This is a genomic window from Streptomyces sp. NPDC086554 (assembly GCF_040686095.1).
Classification (GTDB): Bacteria; Actinomycetota; Actinomycetes; order Streptomycetales; family Streptomycetaceae; genus Streptomyces.
Genome location: NZ_JBFBJK010000002.1, coordinates 216,981 through 232,517, shown reverse-complemented (window position 1 = coordinate 232,517; position 15,537 = coordinate 216,981). Strand labels below are relative to the sequence as shown.

General features: G+C 72.0%; 13 protein-coding genes. 4 read left to right on the top strand and 9 right to left on the bottom strand.

From position 1 onward, the window contains the following. Positions 1–128 precede the first annotated feature (128 nt). The 4 genes from AB0O76_RS03700 (at position 129) to AB0O76_RS03685 (ending at position 4,398) form a co-directional block, all read left to right on the top strand. Positions 129–1,337: a sensor histidine kinase gene (locus tag AB0O76_RS03700; protein ID WP_365484961.1), complete on the top strand. Its 1,209-nt coding sequence runs from the start codon at positions 129–131 to the stop codon at positions 1,335–1,337. Between the two features lie 14 nt (positions 1,338–1,351). Beyond that, entirely contained in the window at positions 1,352–2,038 is a 687-nt protein-coding gene (locus AB0O76_RS03695; protein WP_365484958.1) for a response regulator transcription factor, read from the top strand. Between the two features lie 99 nt (positions 2,039–2,137). After that, a complete protein-coding gene (locus AB0O76_RS03690) occupies positions 2,138–3,001 on the top strand; it encodes a hypothetical protein (RefSeq protein ID WP_365485550.1) in 864 nt (287 codons plus the stop codon). Between the two features lie 197 nt (positions 3,002–3,198). Continuing rightward, positions 3,199–4,398 carry a Cmx/CmrA family chloramphenicol efflux MFS transporter gene (locus tag AB0O76_RS03685; RefSeq protein ID WP_365484955.1) on the top strand — a complete coding sequence of 400 codons (1,200 nt, stop codon included), beginning with the start codon at positions 3,199–3,201 and terminating at the stop codon, positions 4,396–4,398. Here the strand turns inward: AB0O76_RS03685 and AB0O76_RS03680 are convergent. The 9 genes from AB0O76_RS03680 to AB0O76_RS03640 are packed head-to-tail and all read right to left on the bottom strand — an operon-like array spanning position 4,326 to position 15,532. Further along, a complete protein-coding gene (locus tag AB0O76_RS03680) occupies positions 4,326–4,940 on the bottom strand; it encodes a hypothetical protein (protein WP_365484952.1) in 615 nt (204 codons plus the stop codon). The two genes, AB0O76_RS03685 and AB0O76_RS03680, sit on opposite strands and share 73 nt — an antisense overlap. Beyond that, on the bottom strand, positions 4,921–5,760 hold the full coding sequence (locus AB0O76_RS03675; protein WP_365484949.1) for an FkbM family methyltransferase: 840 nt from the start codon (positions 5,758–5,760) through the stop codon (positions 4,921–4,923). The genes AB0O76_RS03680 and AB0O76_RS03675 overlap by 20 nt, the downstream gene beginning before the upstream one ends. After that, complete coding sequence (locus AB0O76_RS03670) at positions 5,757–5,984, bottom strand: Trm112 family protein (RefSeq protein ID WP_365484946.1); 228 nt, start codon at positions 5,982–5,984, stop codon at positions 5,757–5,759. Before AB0O76_RS03670 ends, AB0O76_RS03675 begins: the two co-directional genes overlap by 4 nt. Next, positions 5,984–6,898 (bottom strand): hypothetical protein, encoded by a 915-nt coding sequence (locus AB0O76_RS03665; RefSeq protein WP_365485548.1) that lies wholly within the window; start codon positions 6,896–6,898, stop codon positions 5,984–5,986. Before AB0O76_RS03665 ends, AB0O76_RS03670 begins: the two co-directional genes overlap by 1 nt. 16 nt (positions 6,899–6,914) lie before the next feature. After that, positions 6,915–7,670: a class I SAM-dependent methyltransferase gene (locus AB0O76_RS03660; RefSeq protein WP_365484943.1), complete on the bottom strand. Its 756-nt coding sequence runs from the start codon at positions 7,668–7,670 to the stop codon at positions 6,915–6,917. Beyond that, on the bottom strand, positions 7,667–9,031 hold the full coding sequence (locus AB0O76_RS03655) for a condensation protein (RefSeq protein ID WP_365484940.1): 1,365 nt from the start codon (positions 9,029–9,031) through the stop codon (positions 7,667–7,669). The genes AB0O76_RS03660 and AB0O76_RS03655 overlap by 4 nt, the downstream gene beginning before the upstream one ends. Continuing rightward, on the bottom strand, positions 9,028–13,656 hold the full coding sequence (locus AB0O76_RS03650) for a DUF3367 domain-containing protein (protein WP_365485546.1): 4,629 nt from the start codon (positions 13,654–13,656) through the stop codon (positions 9,028–9,030). Before AB0O76_RS03650 ends, AB0O76_RS03655 begins: the two co-directional genes overlap by 4 nt. Further along, positions 13,653–14,372, bottom strand: coding sequence for a class I SAM-dependent methyltransferase (locus AB0O76_RS03645; protein WP_365484937.1), 720 nt, complete (start codon positions 14,370–14,372; stop codon positions 13,653–13,655). The genes AB0O76_RS03650 and AB0O76_RS03645 overlap by 4 nt, the downstream gene beginning before the upstream one ends. Continuing rightward, positions 14,369–15,532 carry a glycosyltransferase family 4 protein gene (locus AB0O76_RS03640; RefSeq protein ID WP_365484934.1) on the bottom strand — a complete coding sequence of 388 codons (1,164 nt, stop codon included), beginning with the start codon at positions 15,530–15,532 and terminating at the stop codon, positions 14,369–14,371. The genes AB0O76_RS03645 and AB0O76_RS03640 overlap by 4 nt, the downstream gene beginning before the upstream one ends. Positions 15,533–15,537: the final 5 nt, after the last annotated feature.

The following is a 15,537-nucleotide window of genomic DNA, read 5'->3' as shown; positions in this document are numbered from 1 at the left end:
CAACGGTGCCGGTACGCGCCCACGCCCGTCGTCGGACCGACGCCGACAATCGCGGGTCCCGGTGTCGACCGAGGTCGTACAGCCACGGTCCGATGCCCCGCGCCGACCTCCGTGGCTACGATCGGCGCATGTCGGTCAAGCCGCGTCTGCCCCTCTTCAAGCGCATGCCCGTGGGTGTCTGGGTGGGCGTGACGTGGTGTGCGGTGACCGCTTATCCGTTGGTCGAGTACGTCATGATGCCGCCCCGGCACGAGGTCTCGTACTCCTATCCGCGGGATGGCATGGACGCGCTCTGGGCGCGGCTCGTCCTGCTGTTCGCCACCGCCCTGGTCTTCGCGGGCTGTGCCGTGCTGCGGCGGCGGCCGCTGACCGCCATGGCTCTGGTGATCGCCGGTGCGGGCGGCACGATGGCCGCCTGGCGGCAGACCGAGGTGGTGCCCACGGCGTTTCTGCCGGTGACGGTCGCCCTCGGGTTCGTCGCCGCAGGGCAGGCGCGCAGGACCTCGCTGATCGCCGGTGGCATGGCGTCCGGCGCGCTCTTCGCCCTCTGGGCCCCGAGGGAGTTGCTCGGCTTCGGGCGGGACGACGGGACCGCGGCGGAACCGTACATCGCGCTGACCGCGGTCACCGCCTGGCTCATCGGCAACTCGGTGCATCAGGCCCGCGCGTACGCCGACGGTCTGCGCGCCCAGGCCGCCACGCAGGCCGTCACCGAGGAACGGCTGCGTATCGCACGGGAGTTGCACGACGTCGTCGCCCACAGCATCGGCGTCATTGCCCTCCAGGCGGGCGCGGCAAGCCGGGTCATCGAGACCCAACCGGCCGGAGCCCGCGAGGCGTTGAACGCCATCGAGGCCACCGGCCGCGAGACCCTCTCCGGTCTCCGCCGCATGCTCGGCGCCCTGCGCGACGCGGAACCGGCGGGGGCGGACGCGCCCCTAGGTCCGGAGCCCGGCCTCGCCTCCGTCGACCGTCTCGCCGAGACGACGACGGCCGCCGGCGTCCGTGTCGACGTGCGGTGGACCGGCGAACTCCGGCCGCTGCCACCGGAGATCGACGTATCGGCGTACCGGATCATCCAGGAAGCCGTCACCAACGTCGTACGCCACGCGGGTGCCGCGTCCTGCCAAGTCTCCGTCGACTGCCGGGATGACGAGCTCGCCATCGAGGTGATCGATGCCGGGCGCGGCCACGGCGAAGGCCCCGACGGCGGCTACGGCCTCCTCGGCATGCGCGAGCGAGTCGGCCTGCTGCACGGCGAGTTCAGCGCCGCACCCCGCCCCGATGGCGGCTTCCGGGTCGCGGCCCGGCTTCCGGTACCGGCGGGTGTCCGATGAGCATGGAGAGTCCGGTGACGGAGAGCCCGGCCCCCGCCCGAGTCGTACGCGTCCTGCTCGTCGACGACCAGCCCCTCGTCCGCGCCGCCCTGCGCATGGTCATCACCGAGGCCCCCGACATCGAGGTCGCCGGCGAGGCGGGCAACGGCACGGAGGCCGTCCGGCTCACCGAGGAACTCCGCCCGGACGTCGTGGTGATGGACATCCGCATGCCCGGCATGGACGGCATCGAGGCCACCCGGCTGATCACCACAGGGCCGAGCGCGGAGACCCATGTCATCGTCCTGACCACCTTCGACGACGACGATTACGTGTACGGCGCGCTGCGCGCGGGCGCGGCCGGGTTCCTCGTCAAGGACATGGCACTCGACGACATCCTCGCCGCGGTCCGCGTGGTCGCCGCCGGAGACGGCCTGATTGCCCCGGGCGTCACCCGCCGCCTCATCAAGGAGTTCGCCGAACGCCCCACCAAGGACGCCAGGCCCCGGGGCTCGATCACCGGCATCACCGACCGCGAACGCGAGGTCCTCACCCTCGTCGGCAGCGGCCTTTCCAACACCGAGATCGCCGCCGAACTCACCATCAGCATCGCCACCGCCAAGACCTATCTGACCCGGCTGCTCGCCAAGCTCGGCGCTCGCGACCGGGTGCAATTGGTGATCATCGCGTACGAGGCGGGCCTGGTCGGAACACCCCGGTGACCTGCGCATGGGCGTTGTCGGGTGCACGCCCGGCGATTGCTAGCCTGCGGTGCGCACAACCGACCCCAGGAGGCCTCCGTGTCACCCGACCGCCCCACGATCGCGCTGGTCACCAGCAGCACCCAGCTGGAGACCGGCATCGACCGTGATCTCCCCGAGCTCGCGCGCTCGCTCGGAGAGGCGGGGGCTGACGTGGCCACCGTGACCTGGGACGACCCCCGGGTCGACTGGGAGCGGTTCGACCTCGTCGTCATCCGGTCCACCTGGGACTACAGCTGGCGCGGCGCCGAGTTCCTGGCCTGGGCGGGACGCGTCGCACGGCTCACCGTCCTCGCCAACCCGGCGTCCGTGGTGCGCTGGAACACCGACAAGCGGTACCTGGGGGAGCTTGCGGACGCGGGGGTACCCGTCGTGCCCACCCGGTATCTGGCGGCCGGTGACCCGGTCGAGTTCCCGGACGGCGGCGGGGAGTTCGTCGTCAAGCCCACCTCCGGGGCGGGCGCGCGCCTCGCGGCCCGGTACGGGGCGGGCGAGCACGAGGCCGCGTCGAAGCATGTCGCGAAGATGCACGAGGACGGGTTCACCGCGATCGTGCAGCCCTATATGCCCCGCATAGACGAGACCGGCGAGCGCGCTCTCGTCTACGTCGGCGGACGCTTTCTGCACGCCGTCCAGAAGGGTGCGGTGCTTGCGCCGGGGGCGGCCTATGACGATGAGAAGATGCCGCACCCTGACCTGCGGGTCTGGCAGCCGACACCCGCCGAACTCGACGTCGCCGAGCGGGCGTTGGCAGTGATTCCCGGTGCGCCGGAGCTGCTCTACGCCCGCGTGGACCTTGTCGACGACGTGAGCGGGAACCCCTGTGTCATGGAGCTTGAACTCGTCGAGCCGAATCTCTTCATCGACCTTCACCCTGGCTCGCTGGCAGCGGTGACGGAGGAGATCCTTACCGCCGCGAGTTAATCGGGTGGACGTGGCGTGTGAGGCGTGATTAGCCTGCGGCCATGACCAGCCCTGAGTCCGACAGACCATAGCCACCGGCCCGGCATGTCCGGTGGCCCAGCAGTTCTGTTGATGCCGACCGCCCCACTGCGGGTGCGTCGTGGCTGGTCGCGCAGTTCCCCGCGCCCCTTCGGGGCGCCCCCTCGCGGAGTACCTTCATGCCCTTTGCCATCTACATGCTCGGACTTGCCGTTTTCGCGCAAGGAACCTCCGAGTTCATGCTCTCGGGTCTCGGCCCCGACATCGCCGCCGATCTGAACGTGTCCCTGTCCACCGCCGGCACCCTCACCTCCGCCTTCGCCGTGGGGATGGTCGTCGGTGCCCCGCTGATGGCCGTCCTCAGCCGCCGCTGGCCGCGCCGGAACGCGCTGCTCGGCTTTCTCGTGACCTTTCTGCTCGTCCATGTCGTCGGGGCGCTGACCAGCAGCTTCGCGGTGCTGCTCGCGACGCGTGTGGTCGGTGCGCTCGCCAACGCGGGATTCCTCGCCGTGGCGCTCGTCGCCGCCACCGGCATGGTCGAGCCGAACGCCAAGGGGCGGGCCACCTCCGCCCTGCTCGGCGGGGTCACCATCGCGTGCGTCGCGGGTGTGCCCGGCGGTGCGCTGCTCGGGCAGTACTGGGGGTGGCGGTCGGCGTTCTGGGCGGTGGCGCTGGTCTCCGTGCCCGCGGTCGTCGCCATCCTGCGGTCCGTCCCCGCCGACGCGCCCGCCACGGAGGTGAGCAGCGCGCGCGGTGAGCTGCGGTCGCTGCGCGGCCTGCGGCTCGCAGTGACCCTGCTCCTGGCGGCGCTGGTGAACGGCGCCACCTTCTGTACGTTCACCTACCTCGCGCCGCTGATCACCAACGTCACGGGATTCACGGAGAGTTGGGTGCCCGTGCTGCTCGCACTGTTCGGCGTGGGCTCCTTCGTCGGGGTCACCGTCGCCGGGCGGTACGCGGATGTGCGGCCCGTGCCCTTCCTCCTCTGCGGGGCGCTCGCGCTGCTCGCAGGATGGGTGCTCTTCGCGCTGACCGCGGGGAACCCGGTGGCCGCGGTGGTGCTCGTCCTCGTCCAGGGCGCGCTGTCCTTCGGCGTCGGCTCGGCGCTGATCACCCAGGTCTTGTACGCCGCGACCGGCGCCCCCACGCTGGCGGGCGGTTTCGCCACGGCCGCGCTGAACGTGGGCGCGGCGATCGGACCGGTGGGCGGCGGACTCGCCCTGGGCGCGGGGCTCGGCTACCGCTCGCCGCTGTGGGTCAGCGCACTCCTTGTGGCGTCGGCCCTCGCGGTGGGACTCCTCAGGCCTCAGGCGCCATCCGGGAACGACACCCGCTGGAGCAGCCCCCAGGTGAACTCCGCGACGCAGCGCCGTGGTTGACCCGAACCGTCGGGAGCCGTGAAGAGGAGCCGCCAGCGCGTGGGCGCCGTGCCCTCCATCGGGCGGGCAGGCGCGAACGCGCGGGCGGCCTCGTCGACCGTGCACGACCAGGGGGTGAGGTCGTCCACCGTACGCAGTTCGGGTCCGGGGGTGTCCGGAGCGCGGACCAGCCACTCGTTCCACGCGGCGCCGTTCGGCCCGAGCAGCACCTCGAAGCGCAGGGTGGGCCAGAGCGGCACCGGCCACAGCAGGGCCTCGCACTCCAGGTCGCCGATGCGGCGGGGCACGGTGGCGACCGGTGGGCCGAGCACCGAGCGGTAGCGGGAGGCTGAACCCCGTGCGCGAGGGGAGCGGGTCATCGCCTGCCAGCGGCGGTTGGCCTCGCGCATGTCGGCGATGGAGACGCCCAGTTGGTGGCGGGCCTCCTCCACCAGGTCCGGGTTGTGGTCGGCCATGCGGCGCAACAGGACCAGCTGGAAGTCGAGCGGCGTGAACGGGCCGGGCTGCGGTGCGGAGGCGGAGCTAGCGGACATGGGCTCCATGGTCGCGCACCGCGGCGGCTCCCGGGCGGCGTCCGCCGGGAAGGAAGAGCACCGAATTGACGTACCGGGGGTGCCGGGGCGTGAGGGCTCTGCGCAGCAGGCCCTGCGACACGACGTACGCCGTGTCGTGCTGGTGCGCCTCCAGGTCGAAGCCTTCGAGCGGCAGCCAGGTGTCGTGCGGCAGGACCCAGCCCTGGTAGCCGTGGTGCCGGGTGAGCAGGTCGACGATCGGGGTGATCGGCTGGATACGGGACTCCAGTTCGATGAAGAGGGCCGGGCGGTCGCGGGTGAGCAGATCGTGCGCGCCACGCAGCACCTGGAGCTCGTTGCCGTCCACGTCGATCTTGATGAAGTCGACGTCGCGCAGGCCAAGGCCGTCCAAGGTCAGGCAGGGTACGTCGACCGCCTTCGCGTGGATGTCCCTGCGGATGAGCGAGGAGACACCCCGGTCGCCCCGGTCGCCGCGCGGCAGCCAGAGGCGCGCCGTGCCGGGACGGTCGGTGGCCGCGGCCTGGATCACCCGGACGTTGCCTGGCGTGGAGTCCTCCAGGAGGCGGGCCAGATGCGGTACCGGCTCCACGGTCACCACGCGGCGCGCGCGGGACGCGAGGCGCCGCGACCACGGGCCGTACCAGCCGCCGACGTCGACGGCCGTGGAGCAGCCGCGCGGGCAGAGGTCGCCGAGCCGGGCGAGCTCCGGTTCGAAGCGGGGGTAGACGAGGCGGGCCAGGGCGCCGACGATCCGGGCGGGAAGGTGCGGGGCCAGGCGGGCGGCGACGGTCTTGTGGGGCCCCGTCGCAGTCTTGTCGGGCCCCGTCACGGCGAGATCCGCTTCAGGAGCTGCTCGTGCTCGTCCTCCGACAGCTGTTCCCCGGAGGAGGGGAGGAGTTGAGGTATGCCGTCGATGATCGGGTAGCGGCGGCGCAGCCGCGGGTTGTAGAGGACTTCTTCCGGTACGAGGGGTCCCTCGGGCTCAAGGAGGTGCAGCGGGCCCTTGTCCAGCGGGCACGCCAGGATCTTCAGGAGCGGGTCTTCGGGGTTCATCAGCTGGTCAACTCCTTGGTGGGGGTGGGGGGTTGGGCAGGCGGTTCGGGTCGGGGGTCGTGCTTGGGCATGGCGAGCAGTACGGACACCGCGAGCGCCGTGCCCGCGATCCGCAGGGTGAGCCGCAGTGGTTCCTCCGGCAGCGGCTCGCCGAAGGCGAGGGTCCCGAGCACGGCGGTGAACAGCGCGGTGACCGTCGTGCACACGGGGACGATGAGCGAGGCCCGGCAGCGCTGCAGCGCCGCCTGCGACATGACCAGGCCGAACGCGCCCGTGAAGAGCAGGAGATACGGATACGGGGAGCGCAGCAGATCGAGCAGCGCCGAGCCGAGTCCCTCCGTGGTCAGATAGCTGGATACGCCCTTGATGGCGAGCGAGCTCACGCCGTAGAGCAGGCCGACGGCCACCCCGTACTCGACGCCGGTCGTCGGAAGCCGGTGCCGGTGCCTGGCCCGGCGCTCGGCGGACCCGTACAGCAGGACCCCCGCCGCGAGCGAGGGCAGACAGACGGCGAGGACCAGCGGCACCGGCGCGCTGCGGCTGACCGTGTCCGAACCCTCGCGCAGAGACAGCACGACCATGAGCAGCGCGGCGAGGATCGCCCCGACGGCGTACCGCTCACGCCCGGAAGTCTGCTCGCCGAGCAGCACGGAGGAGAGCAGCAGCAGAAGCACGAGTCCGGATACGAAGATGCCCTGCGCGGCGGCGATCGGCAGGGTCCGGTAGACGGCGAGCTGCGCGCCGAACCCGGCGGCGAGCGCGAGCGATCCGCCGATCCACAGCGGGCTGCTCACGACCTGCATCAAGAGCCGCGCCGGCCTTCGCACGCTGACGGACGGCATCGCGGTCAGGGCCCGTTTCTCCAGGACGAACCCGGTGCTGTAGAGCACGTTCGCCAGCAGGGCGGCGGCCACACCCCACCACATGGCTCTAAGTCCTTCGGGCGTGCAGCAGCAGGATCGACGAGGCGCTCGGCACGGCGCAGGCGAGCCGGTCCAGGGCGCGCAGTGGTCGTGGTACTCCGTGGAAGGGTGCGCCCGCGACGCGGACCACGTCGAAGCCCGACGCGGCGACGAACTCCCGCAGGGCGCGCGCGGTGTAGAGCCGCAGATGCCCCACGACCTCGCTGCCGGGGCGGCCGTGGATGCCGCGCAGGCTCACCTCGGAGAAGACGGGCTGCACCCCGGCGAGCAGCAGCCCGCGATTGTACCAGGCGGCGAGGTTCGGCGTGGACAGCATCAGATGGCCGCCCGGCCTGAGGACTCTGCGCAGTTCGTCCAGGGCGCTGTCGGGGTCCACGAGATGCTCGATGACCTCGCTGAACAGCACGGCGTCGGCACTGCCGTCGGCGAACGGAAGGCCGCCGTCGGTGAGTTCACCGCGTACGACGTACGAGAGATGGGAGTGGGCGCGCTTGAGGGCGTCCTGCGACCAGTCGACGCCGATGACGCGGTGCCCCGCGAGGAACGGGGCCGCGGCAGCCGCCGCGGTGCCGTCGCCGCAGCCGATGTCGAGGACGACGGCGGTGCGCGATGTGGCGGGGCCCAGGGCGTCGGCGAGCATCCGGGCCTGGCGCAGGCTGCGGGCGTCGCCGGACGCGACGGGGACGGACGGGTCCTCGTAGAAGTCCCGCAGGTCGCGCGGGGCGGTGCTGGTGGACCTGGTGGACCTGGTGGGCGCTGTCATGACGAGGTGCCCTCCTCCGTGGCGTGCAGATAGTGCTCGAAGAGGTCGCGCAGATGGGCCCCGTCGCCATGGCTGAGCAGCGTCTTCGACCAGCGCAGGGCGAGGTGGAGGCGGCCCGCCGTGGACGCGGTGGTCACGGTCAGGCCGCGCGGAAGCCGGGCGGGCGCGGAGAACCAGACGGCGTACGCGCGTCCGGCGTCACCGAAGTCGAGCGGGTACGGCACGCGGCCGATGTTGCTGAGCAGCGTGGTGGAGGTCCAGGGCCCGGCGGCTCTGCGCAGCCCGCGGGTGAGGGCGGCCCGGACGGTGACGGGGAGCACGGGCGAGGTCAACAGGGCGGCTCCGTGGCCGAGTTGGGGCCGGGTGAGGGCCTTGAGGGCGCGGGTGCGCTCGGCGGTGCGCCGCAGCAGTGCGCCGATCTCCTCGGGTCCCCATTCCCGCCCGGACAACTCGCCCGCACTGAAGGGGACTTCGACGAGCCGGGTGCCGTTCCCGATCGGCATCTCCATGTCGCGCGGCCGGTCGTCCACGGGCATGGTGATCCGGAACGGCCGGGGTCGTGATCCGTGCTCCCGGTTCCAGTGCGCGATCATCAGCGCGGTCGCCACCATGAGCTGGTCGTTCACGGTGAAGGGCGCGCCCTTGGGCCGGTGCGGCACGGCAAGATCCGCGACGAGCATGCCGTTGCCCGGGGACGGCTCGGGCGTCCCCTTGGATACCCGGGCGGGGGGCGCCCACCCGGAGGGCGCGTCTACGGGAGCCTGTTCTGCCTCGGGGGCGGGCGACGCGGCCGTACGCGGCGGGGGCGGCGCGGCGGGGGAGTTGTCCTGGCCGCCGTACAGCTCGGCGGCGGTCGCCAGGACGCGGAGGCAGGCGGGGCCGTCGAGGGCGGTGTGGTTGATGGTGAGGAAAAGGACGCTGGGGGTGCCGTCCTCGGGGTGGCCGTCTGACTCCCCGGAAGCGATCACCTCCAGGCGGATCGGCGGCGACGCGCTCAGCGGCGGCGAGTCGGAGAGGGAACGGGTGCGGGCCTTCTTCAGCGCGTCCCGCTCCGGGGGCGGGAACGTCACGACCTCGACGTCCGGTTCCGCCGTCAGCTCCCACTCGTAGCGGCGGCGGTACCAAGGCCCCCGCGCCTCCCGCATCAGGATGCGCGGGTGGCGGCGCAGGGCCTCGGTGAACGCGGCCTTCAGCCGGTCCGGATCCGGGGTGCCCGGCAGGTGCACCTCGATGTGCACCGTCTCCGGCTCCTCCTCCTGGAGGCAGTGCCTCGCAACCTCGTCGACGACGGGGAACGGCACGCGTTTCGGCCGCCGTTCGGGTCCGTCCGCGTGACGTGCCGGTTGGTCGAGTGCGGTCATCGCTCCGTGTCCTCCCCCGGGCTGCCGGCCGGGGCCGCGGTTCCCGCGAACCCGCCCGACGCCCTCGGCCTGCGCCGCCTGAACCGTGTGGTCCGCGCGCCCGGCGGGGCAGGCTCGGGCTGCGCGGATGCGGGCCCTCGGGCGGAGATGGTCGGACCGGCGGCCTGCGGCTCACCCTCCGACGGCTCGTTCCCCGACGGCTCGCTCCCGGTCGCCTGCCCCGAGTTCCCGCCGTCACCCGCATCGGCACCCGGCCCGCTCTCCCCGCGCTTGCGGCGCGGCAGCGGCTGCGTGCCCAAGTCCCGGTCGGGGCCCAGCGGGAGAGGTCCCGTCGACGGGTCCGGAGCCGGCGGGGTCGGCGCGGGAGCCGCAGGCGGGGCGGACTGGGGCGGCGGGCCCCAGGGCGTCGCGCCGCCGCTTCCGCCGCTTCCAGGACCGCCAGGACCGGAAGGATCTCCAGGACCCCCAGGCCCGGCAGCCGCAGGCGCAGCCGCCCCCGAAGCCGAGCCCACACTCACCAGCGCCGCGAACAGCGCGATGATCGCCAGGAGTTGGGCCGCTGGCCCGAACGCCCCCTCGTCCGAAGCGATCGGCTCGCCCGCACCGACGGCCGCCGCGATGCCCGCCCCGGCCATCGCCACGAAGGCGAGCGGCACGAGCAGGGCGTGGCGGCGCCAGGCAAGCAGGGCGAGCGCAGGCACGATCAGCGCGAACCAGCCCGCGATCACCGCGGCCACCAGCGTCAGCGCCACCGTGCCGAGGATGAGGCCGGGCGCGGGCGGCGCCGTGTCCGGTCCTTCCGGGTTCGGCTCGCGGCGCCGGATCAGAACCAGGGCGATCAGGGCGAGCACCCCGACGCCGCCGCCGATCAGGCCGATCTCGTAGATGCGCGAGGGCTCGTAGGTGAGCTTGACGGTGCCGCCCTCACCCTTGGGGATCAGCCAGCCCTGCTGCCAGCCGTCGAGGCGTACGGACGAGAGCTCCTCGCCGTTCAGCGTCGCCTTCCAGCCGTCGTTGATGTTCTCGTACGTCGAGAGATACGAGGCCGCGCCCGAGCCGACAGTCAGCTCGCGCCGGTCGCCGAGCCAGTCCTTGATGTCCAGGGAGCGGGACTTCCGGTCGATCGCGCCCGGTGTGCCCTGCGTCAGCGAGACGTCCATCAGCGTCAGCGGACCCGCGTCACCGGCCTCGACGGTGTGCTCGCCGGAGCCGAGCGACACCTGAGTGTTCTCCTCGCCCCGGCTGCAGAGCGTCACCTCGACGGGGCGCCGCTCCACCAGATCCCGCACCGAGCCCTTCGCGCTCGTCGCGTACAGCTTGCCGTCGACGGCGAGCTCCGGGCCCTTGCCGCAGGCGAGCTCGAAGGTCGCGGACGCCTCCGGCTGCGGGGTGCGGTACTTGTCCAGGGCCGGGACGTACACCTCGGTCAGGCCCACCGGGAGCTGCAACTCGTCGTCCGCCACCGGGTTGTGCACCGTCAGCGGCGCGGTCTCGGTGATGGTGATGGTCATCTCGTCCGTGGTGATCGGCGCGAAGCGCGCCACGCCGTTCTCGTCGACGCCCACGATCGCGGCGCCGTCCGGCGAGCTGATCTCGATCTTCTCGGGGCGCGTGGAGAGACCACCGGCCGCCGGAAGGACGATCTCGTCGACCGCCTGCTTGTCCGGCCACTTCAGATGGACGACCGGACGGTCGCCGGCGATCCAGCCCGTCGTCAGGTCCCCGTCCGTCAGGTTGCGCGGCGACAGACTGGTGCCGAGTCCCGACGTGGAGTCGGCGGTGGCGATGATCTGGTCTTTCTGCTCGGGCGCCACCTGGTAGAGCAGCTTGTCGAGCTCCTTGCCCGGTACGGCGACCGCGCTCGCGGACACCTCGTAGTCGCCGTCGGCGGGCGTCGTGAAGCGGCGGTGCAGACCCGACTCGGTGTTCACCGGCGACAGCGCGCTCGGGTCCGACGAGCGGTGCATCGAGTACGTCGTCGCGTCGGCGCCGACCGCGGTGTCCCTGGACGAGCCCCCGGTGTCCGACGGCATCTTCAGGAGCTTCGTCACCTTCACACCGGGCACGGTGATCTCGGAGAACCCGGCACCGGTGAGACCCGCGCGCCCGATCTGCGCGTCCAGGATCGTGATCTTCAGCCAACTCGACGCACCGGCGGGCGACTTGATGCGCTGCCGCATGCCGTCGGGCTGCAGGGTGCTGGTGGCGCTGCCCTGCTCGGTCTCCACCCGCACCTTGGTGGGCGCGGCCCGCACGCCCTCCTGCGGCAGCGGGATGACCTTGATCGAGGAGGGGATCGACTCCTTGGAGCGGAACTCGGCCTTGATCCACGAGCCCTTCGGCTTTCCGGGACTGCCCTCGGCCCATGCCGTCTCGGGGTTCCCGTCGAAGGCGTTCACGGGGTCGTACTGCGGCAGATGGAAGAGCCAGTTGCCGTAGCTCGACGCGGTGACGGACTTCGCGCCGCGCAGCTGCGCCGTCGTCTGGTGCTCGATGCCCTTGGTGGGCAGGATCTGGTGCGGCTTCTTGCCCGCGTCCTGAAGGGCCCCGCTCGCATTGCGTTCGTCAGGGCCGTACGTATAGGAGGTGTTGTTGTTGACCAGGCCGAAGCGGGTGTCCGCGCGGCGCAGTCCGTCACCGACCGCCTGGAGACCGGGCGCTCCGATCCCCGGATGGTTGTCGCCCGTCAGGACGGAGGGGCGGTCCCGCATCGAGGGGTCGGCGGAGAGCGGGAGCAGCGACTCGGGTCCGCCGCTCACCACCGCCGTGTTGGAGACGGACTTGATCCCGGCCTGGCCGGGGCGTTCCGCGCCCGATCCTGGAGCGTAGACCTCCACCGCGCGCTGGCGCGGATACAGGCCCTCGACCTGGAGGGGAGTGTCGTCGGGGATCTTCCCGCCGGTCTCGGTGGGACCGAAGCCGGTGACCCGCTCGAATCCCGACTCCTCCAGGGTCCGCTTCACCGTCGCGGTCGGTACGTTGCCGATCTGGTCGGGGTCGAGGTCATTGCGTACGACGACGTAGTACATCCCGGCACGGGTCAAGTAGTCGCGCAGGCCCGGCACTTCGCCGCCCGTGGCGAGTGCCTGCTCCACCGCGTCCATGGCGCGCCGGTTGCCGGGCGTACCGAACGGGACGTAGTCGCGCTGGGCCCAGCGGGATTCGGCGAGCACGTCGAGGGGCTGGTCGATGGGCGAACCCCAGGTGTAGATGCCGTGCGCGGTCGCGGGCACGACGAGCGCGCGGGAGTCCGGGGAGTACTTCTCCAGCCAGTCGGCCGTCGCCTGCCAGTAGTTGGGCAGCTTCTGGAACGAACCGGGCTGCAGGATCGACCCGTTGAGATAGGGGAACGCGAGCCCGGGCAGGACGAGTACGGCGGCGATCAGCGGTGCGTACTTGCGGCCCCGCACCGGTCGCGCCCCGCGCGCCTGCGCGGCCACTCCCACCAGGTGCATCAGGCCGAAGACAAGGGCGAGCGCGAGACCCGTCTGGAACTTGTAGATGTTGCGGAAGGGGACGAGCCCGCCGTTCAGCCAGCTCTGCACGGTCTCGTGGAAGGGCGCGCCGAAAGCGCCGCCGTATCCGGCAAGGGTGACCAGGACGACCGAGAGCACCGTCAGGACGAGCCAGCGGCGCTCGGGCAGATCACGCCGGGCGAGGCCCGCGAGGCCGAGCGCGGCCGCGAGCGCCGAGCAGACGACGACGATCACGGAGGTCGCGACCGTCCATCCGGCGGGCAGCCAGGCCTCGCCGAAGTGCAGATAGGCGACCCAGTTGCCGGCGCCGCGCAGCGTCTCCGTGGCCGACATCGTGCCCGTGGTGGTGGCCGAATTCTCCACGTACGGAAGGAAGTTCTCGCCGTAGATGCCGAGCATCAGCAGCGGCACCACCCACCAGGCGGTCGCCAGGATCACTCCCGGAACCCACCAGGTGATCAGCTTCCGCTTGCGCGGTCCGTTCGGCCGGGAGAGGAGATAGAGGCCCACCGGGAGCAGGGACGCGAGCGTCGCCGCCGCGTTCACGCCGCCCATGAAGGGGATGAAGAGCGCCGAGCGGCACGCCGCGAGGCGGGCGCTGATCCGGTCGTTCGTCAGCGGAAGCAGCACCCACGGCAGGAACGCGCCGGGCAGCGCGGCCGCCGACGTCGACCCGACGACCACGGTGAACGTCGGCCACAGCGCGTACGCCACCGCGCCGAGCAGCCTGCTGGACGAGTTGCCGATCTTCAGCCGCTCGGCGAGCCGCAGCGCACCCCAGAACGCGACCGACACGATCAGCGAGAGCCAGAGCCGCTCCGCGAGCCACACCGGCAGCTGGACGAGCTTGGCCAGGCCGTAGAACGGCAGCATCGGCCAGGTGTAGCCGACGTACTGGTCCTGGATCCCGCCGAAGCCGCCCCGGTCGTGCCACAGCTGGCCCAGATCGGAGAGGAACTGCCAGGGATCGACGGCGACACCGAGCTTGGTGTCGAACGTCATCCGCCCCGGCTTGACGGCGAGGAAGAGCACGAGCACGACGGCCCAGAACCCCAGCAGCCAGCGCCGCGAGCGTGGCCCCCGTTCGGGTTCCGGGGCGGCAGTCGTGGGGCGGACTGCCGCCGGGGGTGGGGCCTGGACCGTGGTCATGGACACCGCCTGAGGATGAGGAGGAGATTCCAGGTGGCGAACTCGCGCACGCCGGGCACCTTCGTGATGCCGCCGGCCAGGAACGGCCAGTAGCGGGACCGTGCGGACACGACGGAGACGTCGTCCCTGGCCCGCACCTGGCGCAGCGTGGGGCCGATGTGGTGGGCGAAGAGGTTCTCGCCGAGGGTGTGCTTGGCTTTCTTGCCGGTACGCCGCTCATAGCGGGCCCTGGCCCGGTCGGCGCCCAGGAAGTGCCAGGGCGCCCACTCGTGACCGCCCCACGGCGAGTACCAGTTGGTGAACGAGACATAGATCAGACCGCCGGGCCTGGTCACCCGCACCATCTCGCTGAGGAACGTCTGCGGGTCGTCCACGTGCTCAAGGACGTTGGAGGAGAACGTGACGTCCGCGACGCCGTCGCCGAGCGGCAGCAGATAGCCGTCGGCGACCACCGCGCCCTCCGGGGGCTTGGCGCCGAGCTCCGCCGGGTCCGGCTCGAAGAGGAAACTCTGCGCGCCGCGCCGCCGGAACTCCTCGGTGAAGTAGCCACCGCCGCCGCCGACATCGACGACGATCCGGTCCTTGACCGCGCCGTACGCCTCGACCTGGTCGGCGGCGTCACGGGCGAGCAGCGTGTAGCACCGCTCGGGCTCCTGCTGCTCGCGCAGGAAGGCCCGGAAGAGGGTGAGGGAACGGCGCAGCGAAGGGTCCTTCACGCGGACCCCTGGGAGGCGTGATGTGCGACCGCCTCTGCGGCGACCGTCTGGAACTCGCGTACGGAATTGGCCCAGCGGTAGCTGGCGGCCCGCTCGCCGGCGGCCTTGCCGAAGGCCGTCCGCCGCTCGGCGCTCAGGGCCAGCGCACACCAGGCCGCGGCGAAGGAACTCTCGCCCCGGGCGAGGAGTCCGGTGACGCCGTCCTCGATGGAGTCGCGGATGCCGGGTACGTCGAAGCCGACCGCGGGGGTGAACCGCGTGGCGGCCTCGGTGACGACCAGGCCCCAGCCTTCCACCGCCGAGGGGTGCAGGAGCAGCCATGCCTCGCAGAGCAGCCGGTGCTTCTCCGCCTCGGAGACATGGCCCCTGAACTCCACGCCGGGCCCTGCGAGTTGTTCGAGGCGGGCCCGCTCGGGACCGTCTCCGACGATCACCAGGCGGCCGCCGGTGACGGGTCTGACGCGCTCCCAGAGCCGCAGGAGCAGATCGATGCGCTTGTACTCGACGAGGCGTCCCATCGCGAGGAACAGCGGCTCGTCGGAGCGTGGATGGAGGGGGCCGGGCTCCTCGACCCCGTTGTGGACTATGCGTATTCGCTCTCGCTCGACGCCTATCGCGCGCAGGGCGGTGGCCGTCGACGGCGAGACGGCCACGAGCAGATTGCCGCGCTGGGCTCCCGAGAGCGACCAGTGCTCGAGTCTTCGGCCGAGCCGGGCCGCGGGGGCAAGGGCGCCCTGGAAGCGCATCCCCCACAGGTCGGTGTGGACGTGGTTGACCAGGCACAGAGTGGGACCGCGGTGCCACAGCGGCGCCAGGTACGGCATGCCGTTGCAGACCTCGACGAGCAGGTCGCAGTCGCCGACCTGCCGGGTGAAGGCGGAGCGCGAGCGCAGATAGTGCCCGAGGTCGCCGCCCGCCGACACCACGCGGTAGTCGCGGAAGGCGGCAGGGCCCCCGCACAGCAGGGTGACCTGGTGGCCGAGCTTGCTCAGGCCGTCGGCCAGCCGGTCGACGAGCAGTTCGGATCCGCCCGCGGCCGGATTGCCGAGGTCGCGGCGGGCGAGGAAGACGATCCGGCGCGGCTGTGGGGGAGGCGCCGGAACGCGCTGCGCGACCCGAGGGGCGGCGGCGCGCAGCGGGGATGGCACGTGCTGGGGCATGCGTG

What these genes read in the sequence shown, in the direction of transcription:
- AB0O76_RS03660 (WP_365484943.1), bottom strand. Translation starts at nt 7,670, where the DNA reads ATGACAGCGCCCACCAGGTCCACCAGGTCCACCAGCACCGCCCCGCGC.
- AB0O76_RS03685 (WP_365484955.1), top strand. Translation starts at nt 3,199, where the DNA reads ATGCCCTTTGCCATCTACATGCTCGGACTTGCCGTTTTCGCGCAAGGA.
- AB0O76_RS03640 (WP_365484934.1), bottom strand. Translation starts at nt 15,532, where the DNA reads ATGCCCCAGCACGTGCCATCCCCGCTGCGCGCCGCCGCCCCTCGGGTC.
- AB0O76_RS03670 (WP_365484946.1), bottom strand. Translation starts at nt 5,984, where the DNA reads ATGAACCCCGAAGACCCGCTCCTGAAGATCCTGGCGTGCCCGCTGGAC.
- AB0O76_RS03680 (WP_365484952.1), bottom strand. Translation starts at nt 4,940, where the DNA reads ATGGAGCCCATGTCCGCTAGCTCCGCCTCCGCACCGCAGCCCGGCCCG.
- AB0O76_RS03655 (WP_365484940.1), bottom strand. Translation starts at nt 9,031, where the DNA reads ATGACCGCACTCGACCAACCGGCACGTCACGCGGACGGACCCGAACGG.
- AB0O76_RS03700 (WP_365484961.1), top strand. Translation starts at nt 129, where the DNA reads ATGTCGGTCAAGCCGCGTCTGCCCCTCTTCAAGCGCATGCCCGTGGGT.
- AB0O76_RS03650 (WP_365485546.1), bottom strand. Translation starts at nt 13,656, where the DNA reads ATGACCACGGTCCAGGCCCCACCCCCGGCGGCAGTCCGCCCCACGACT.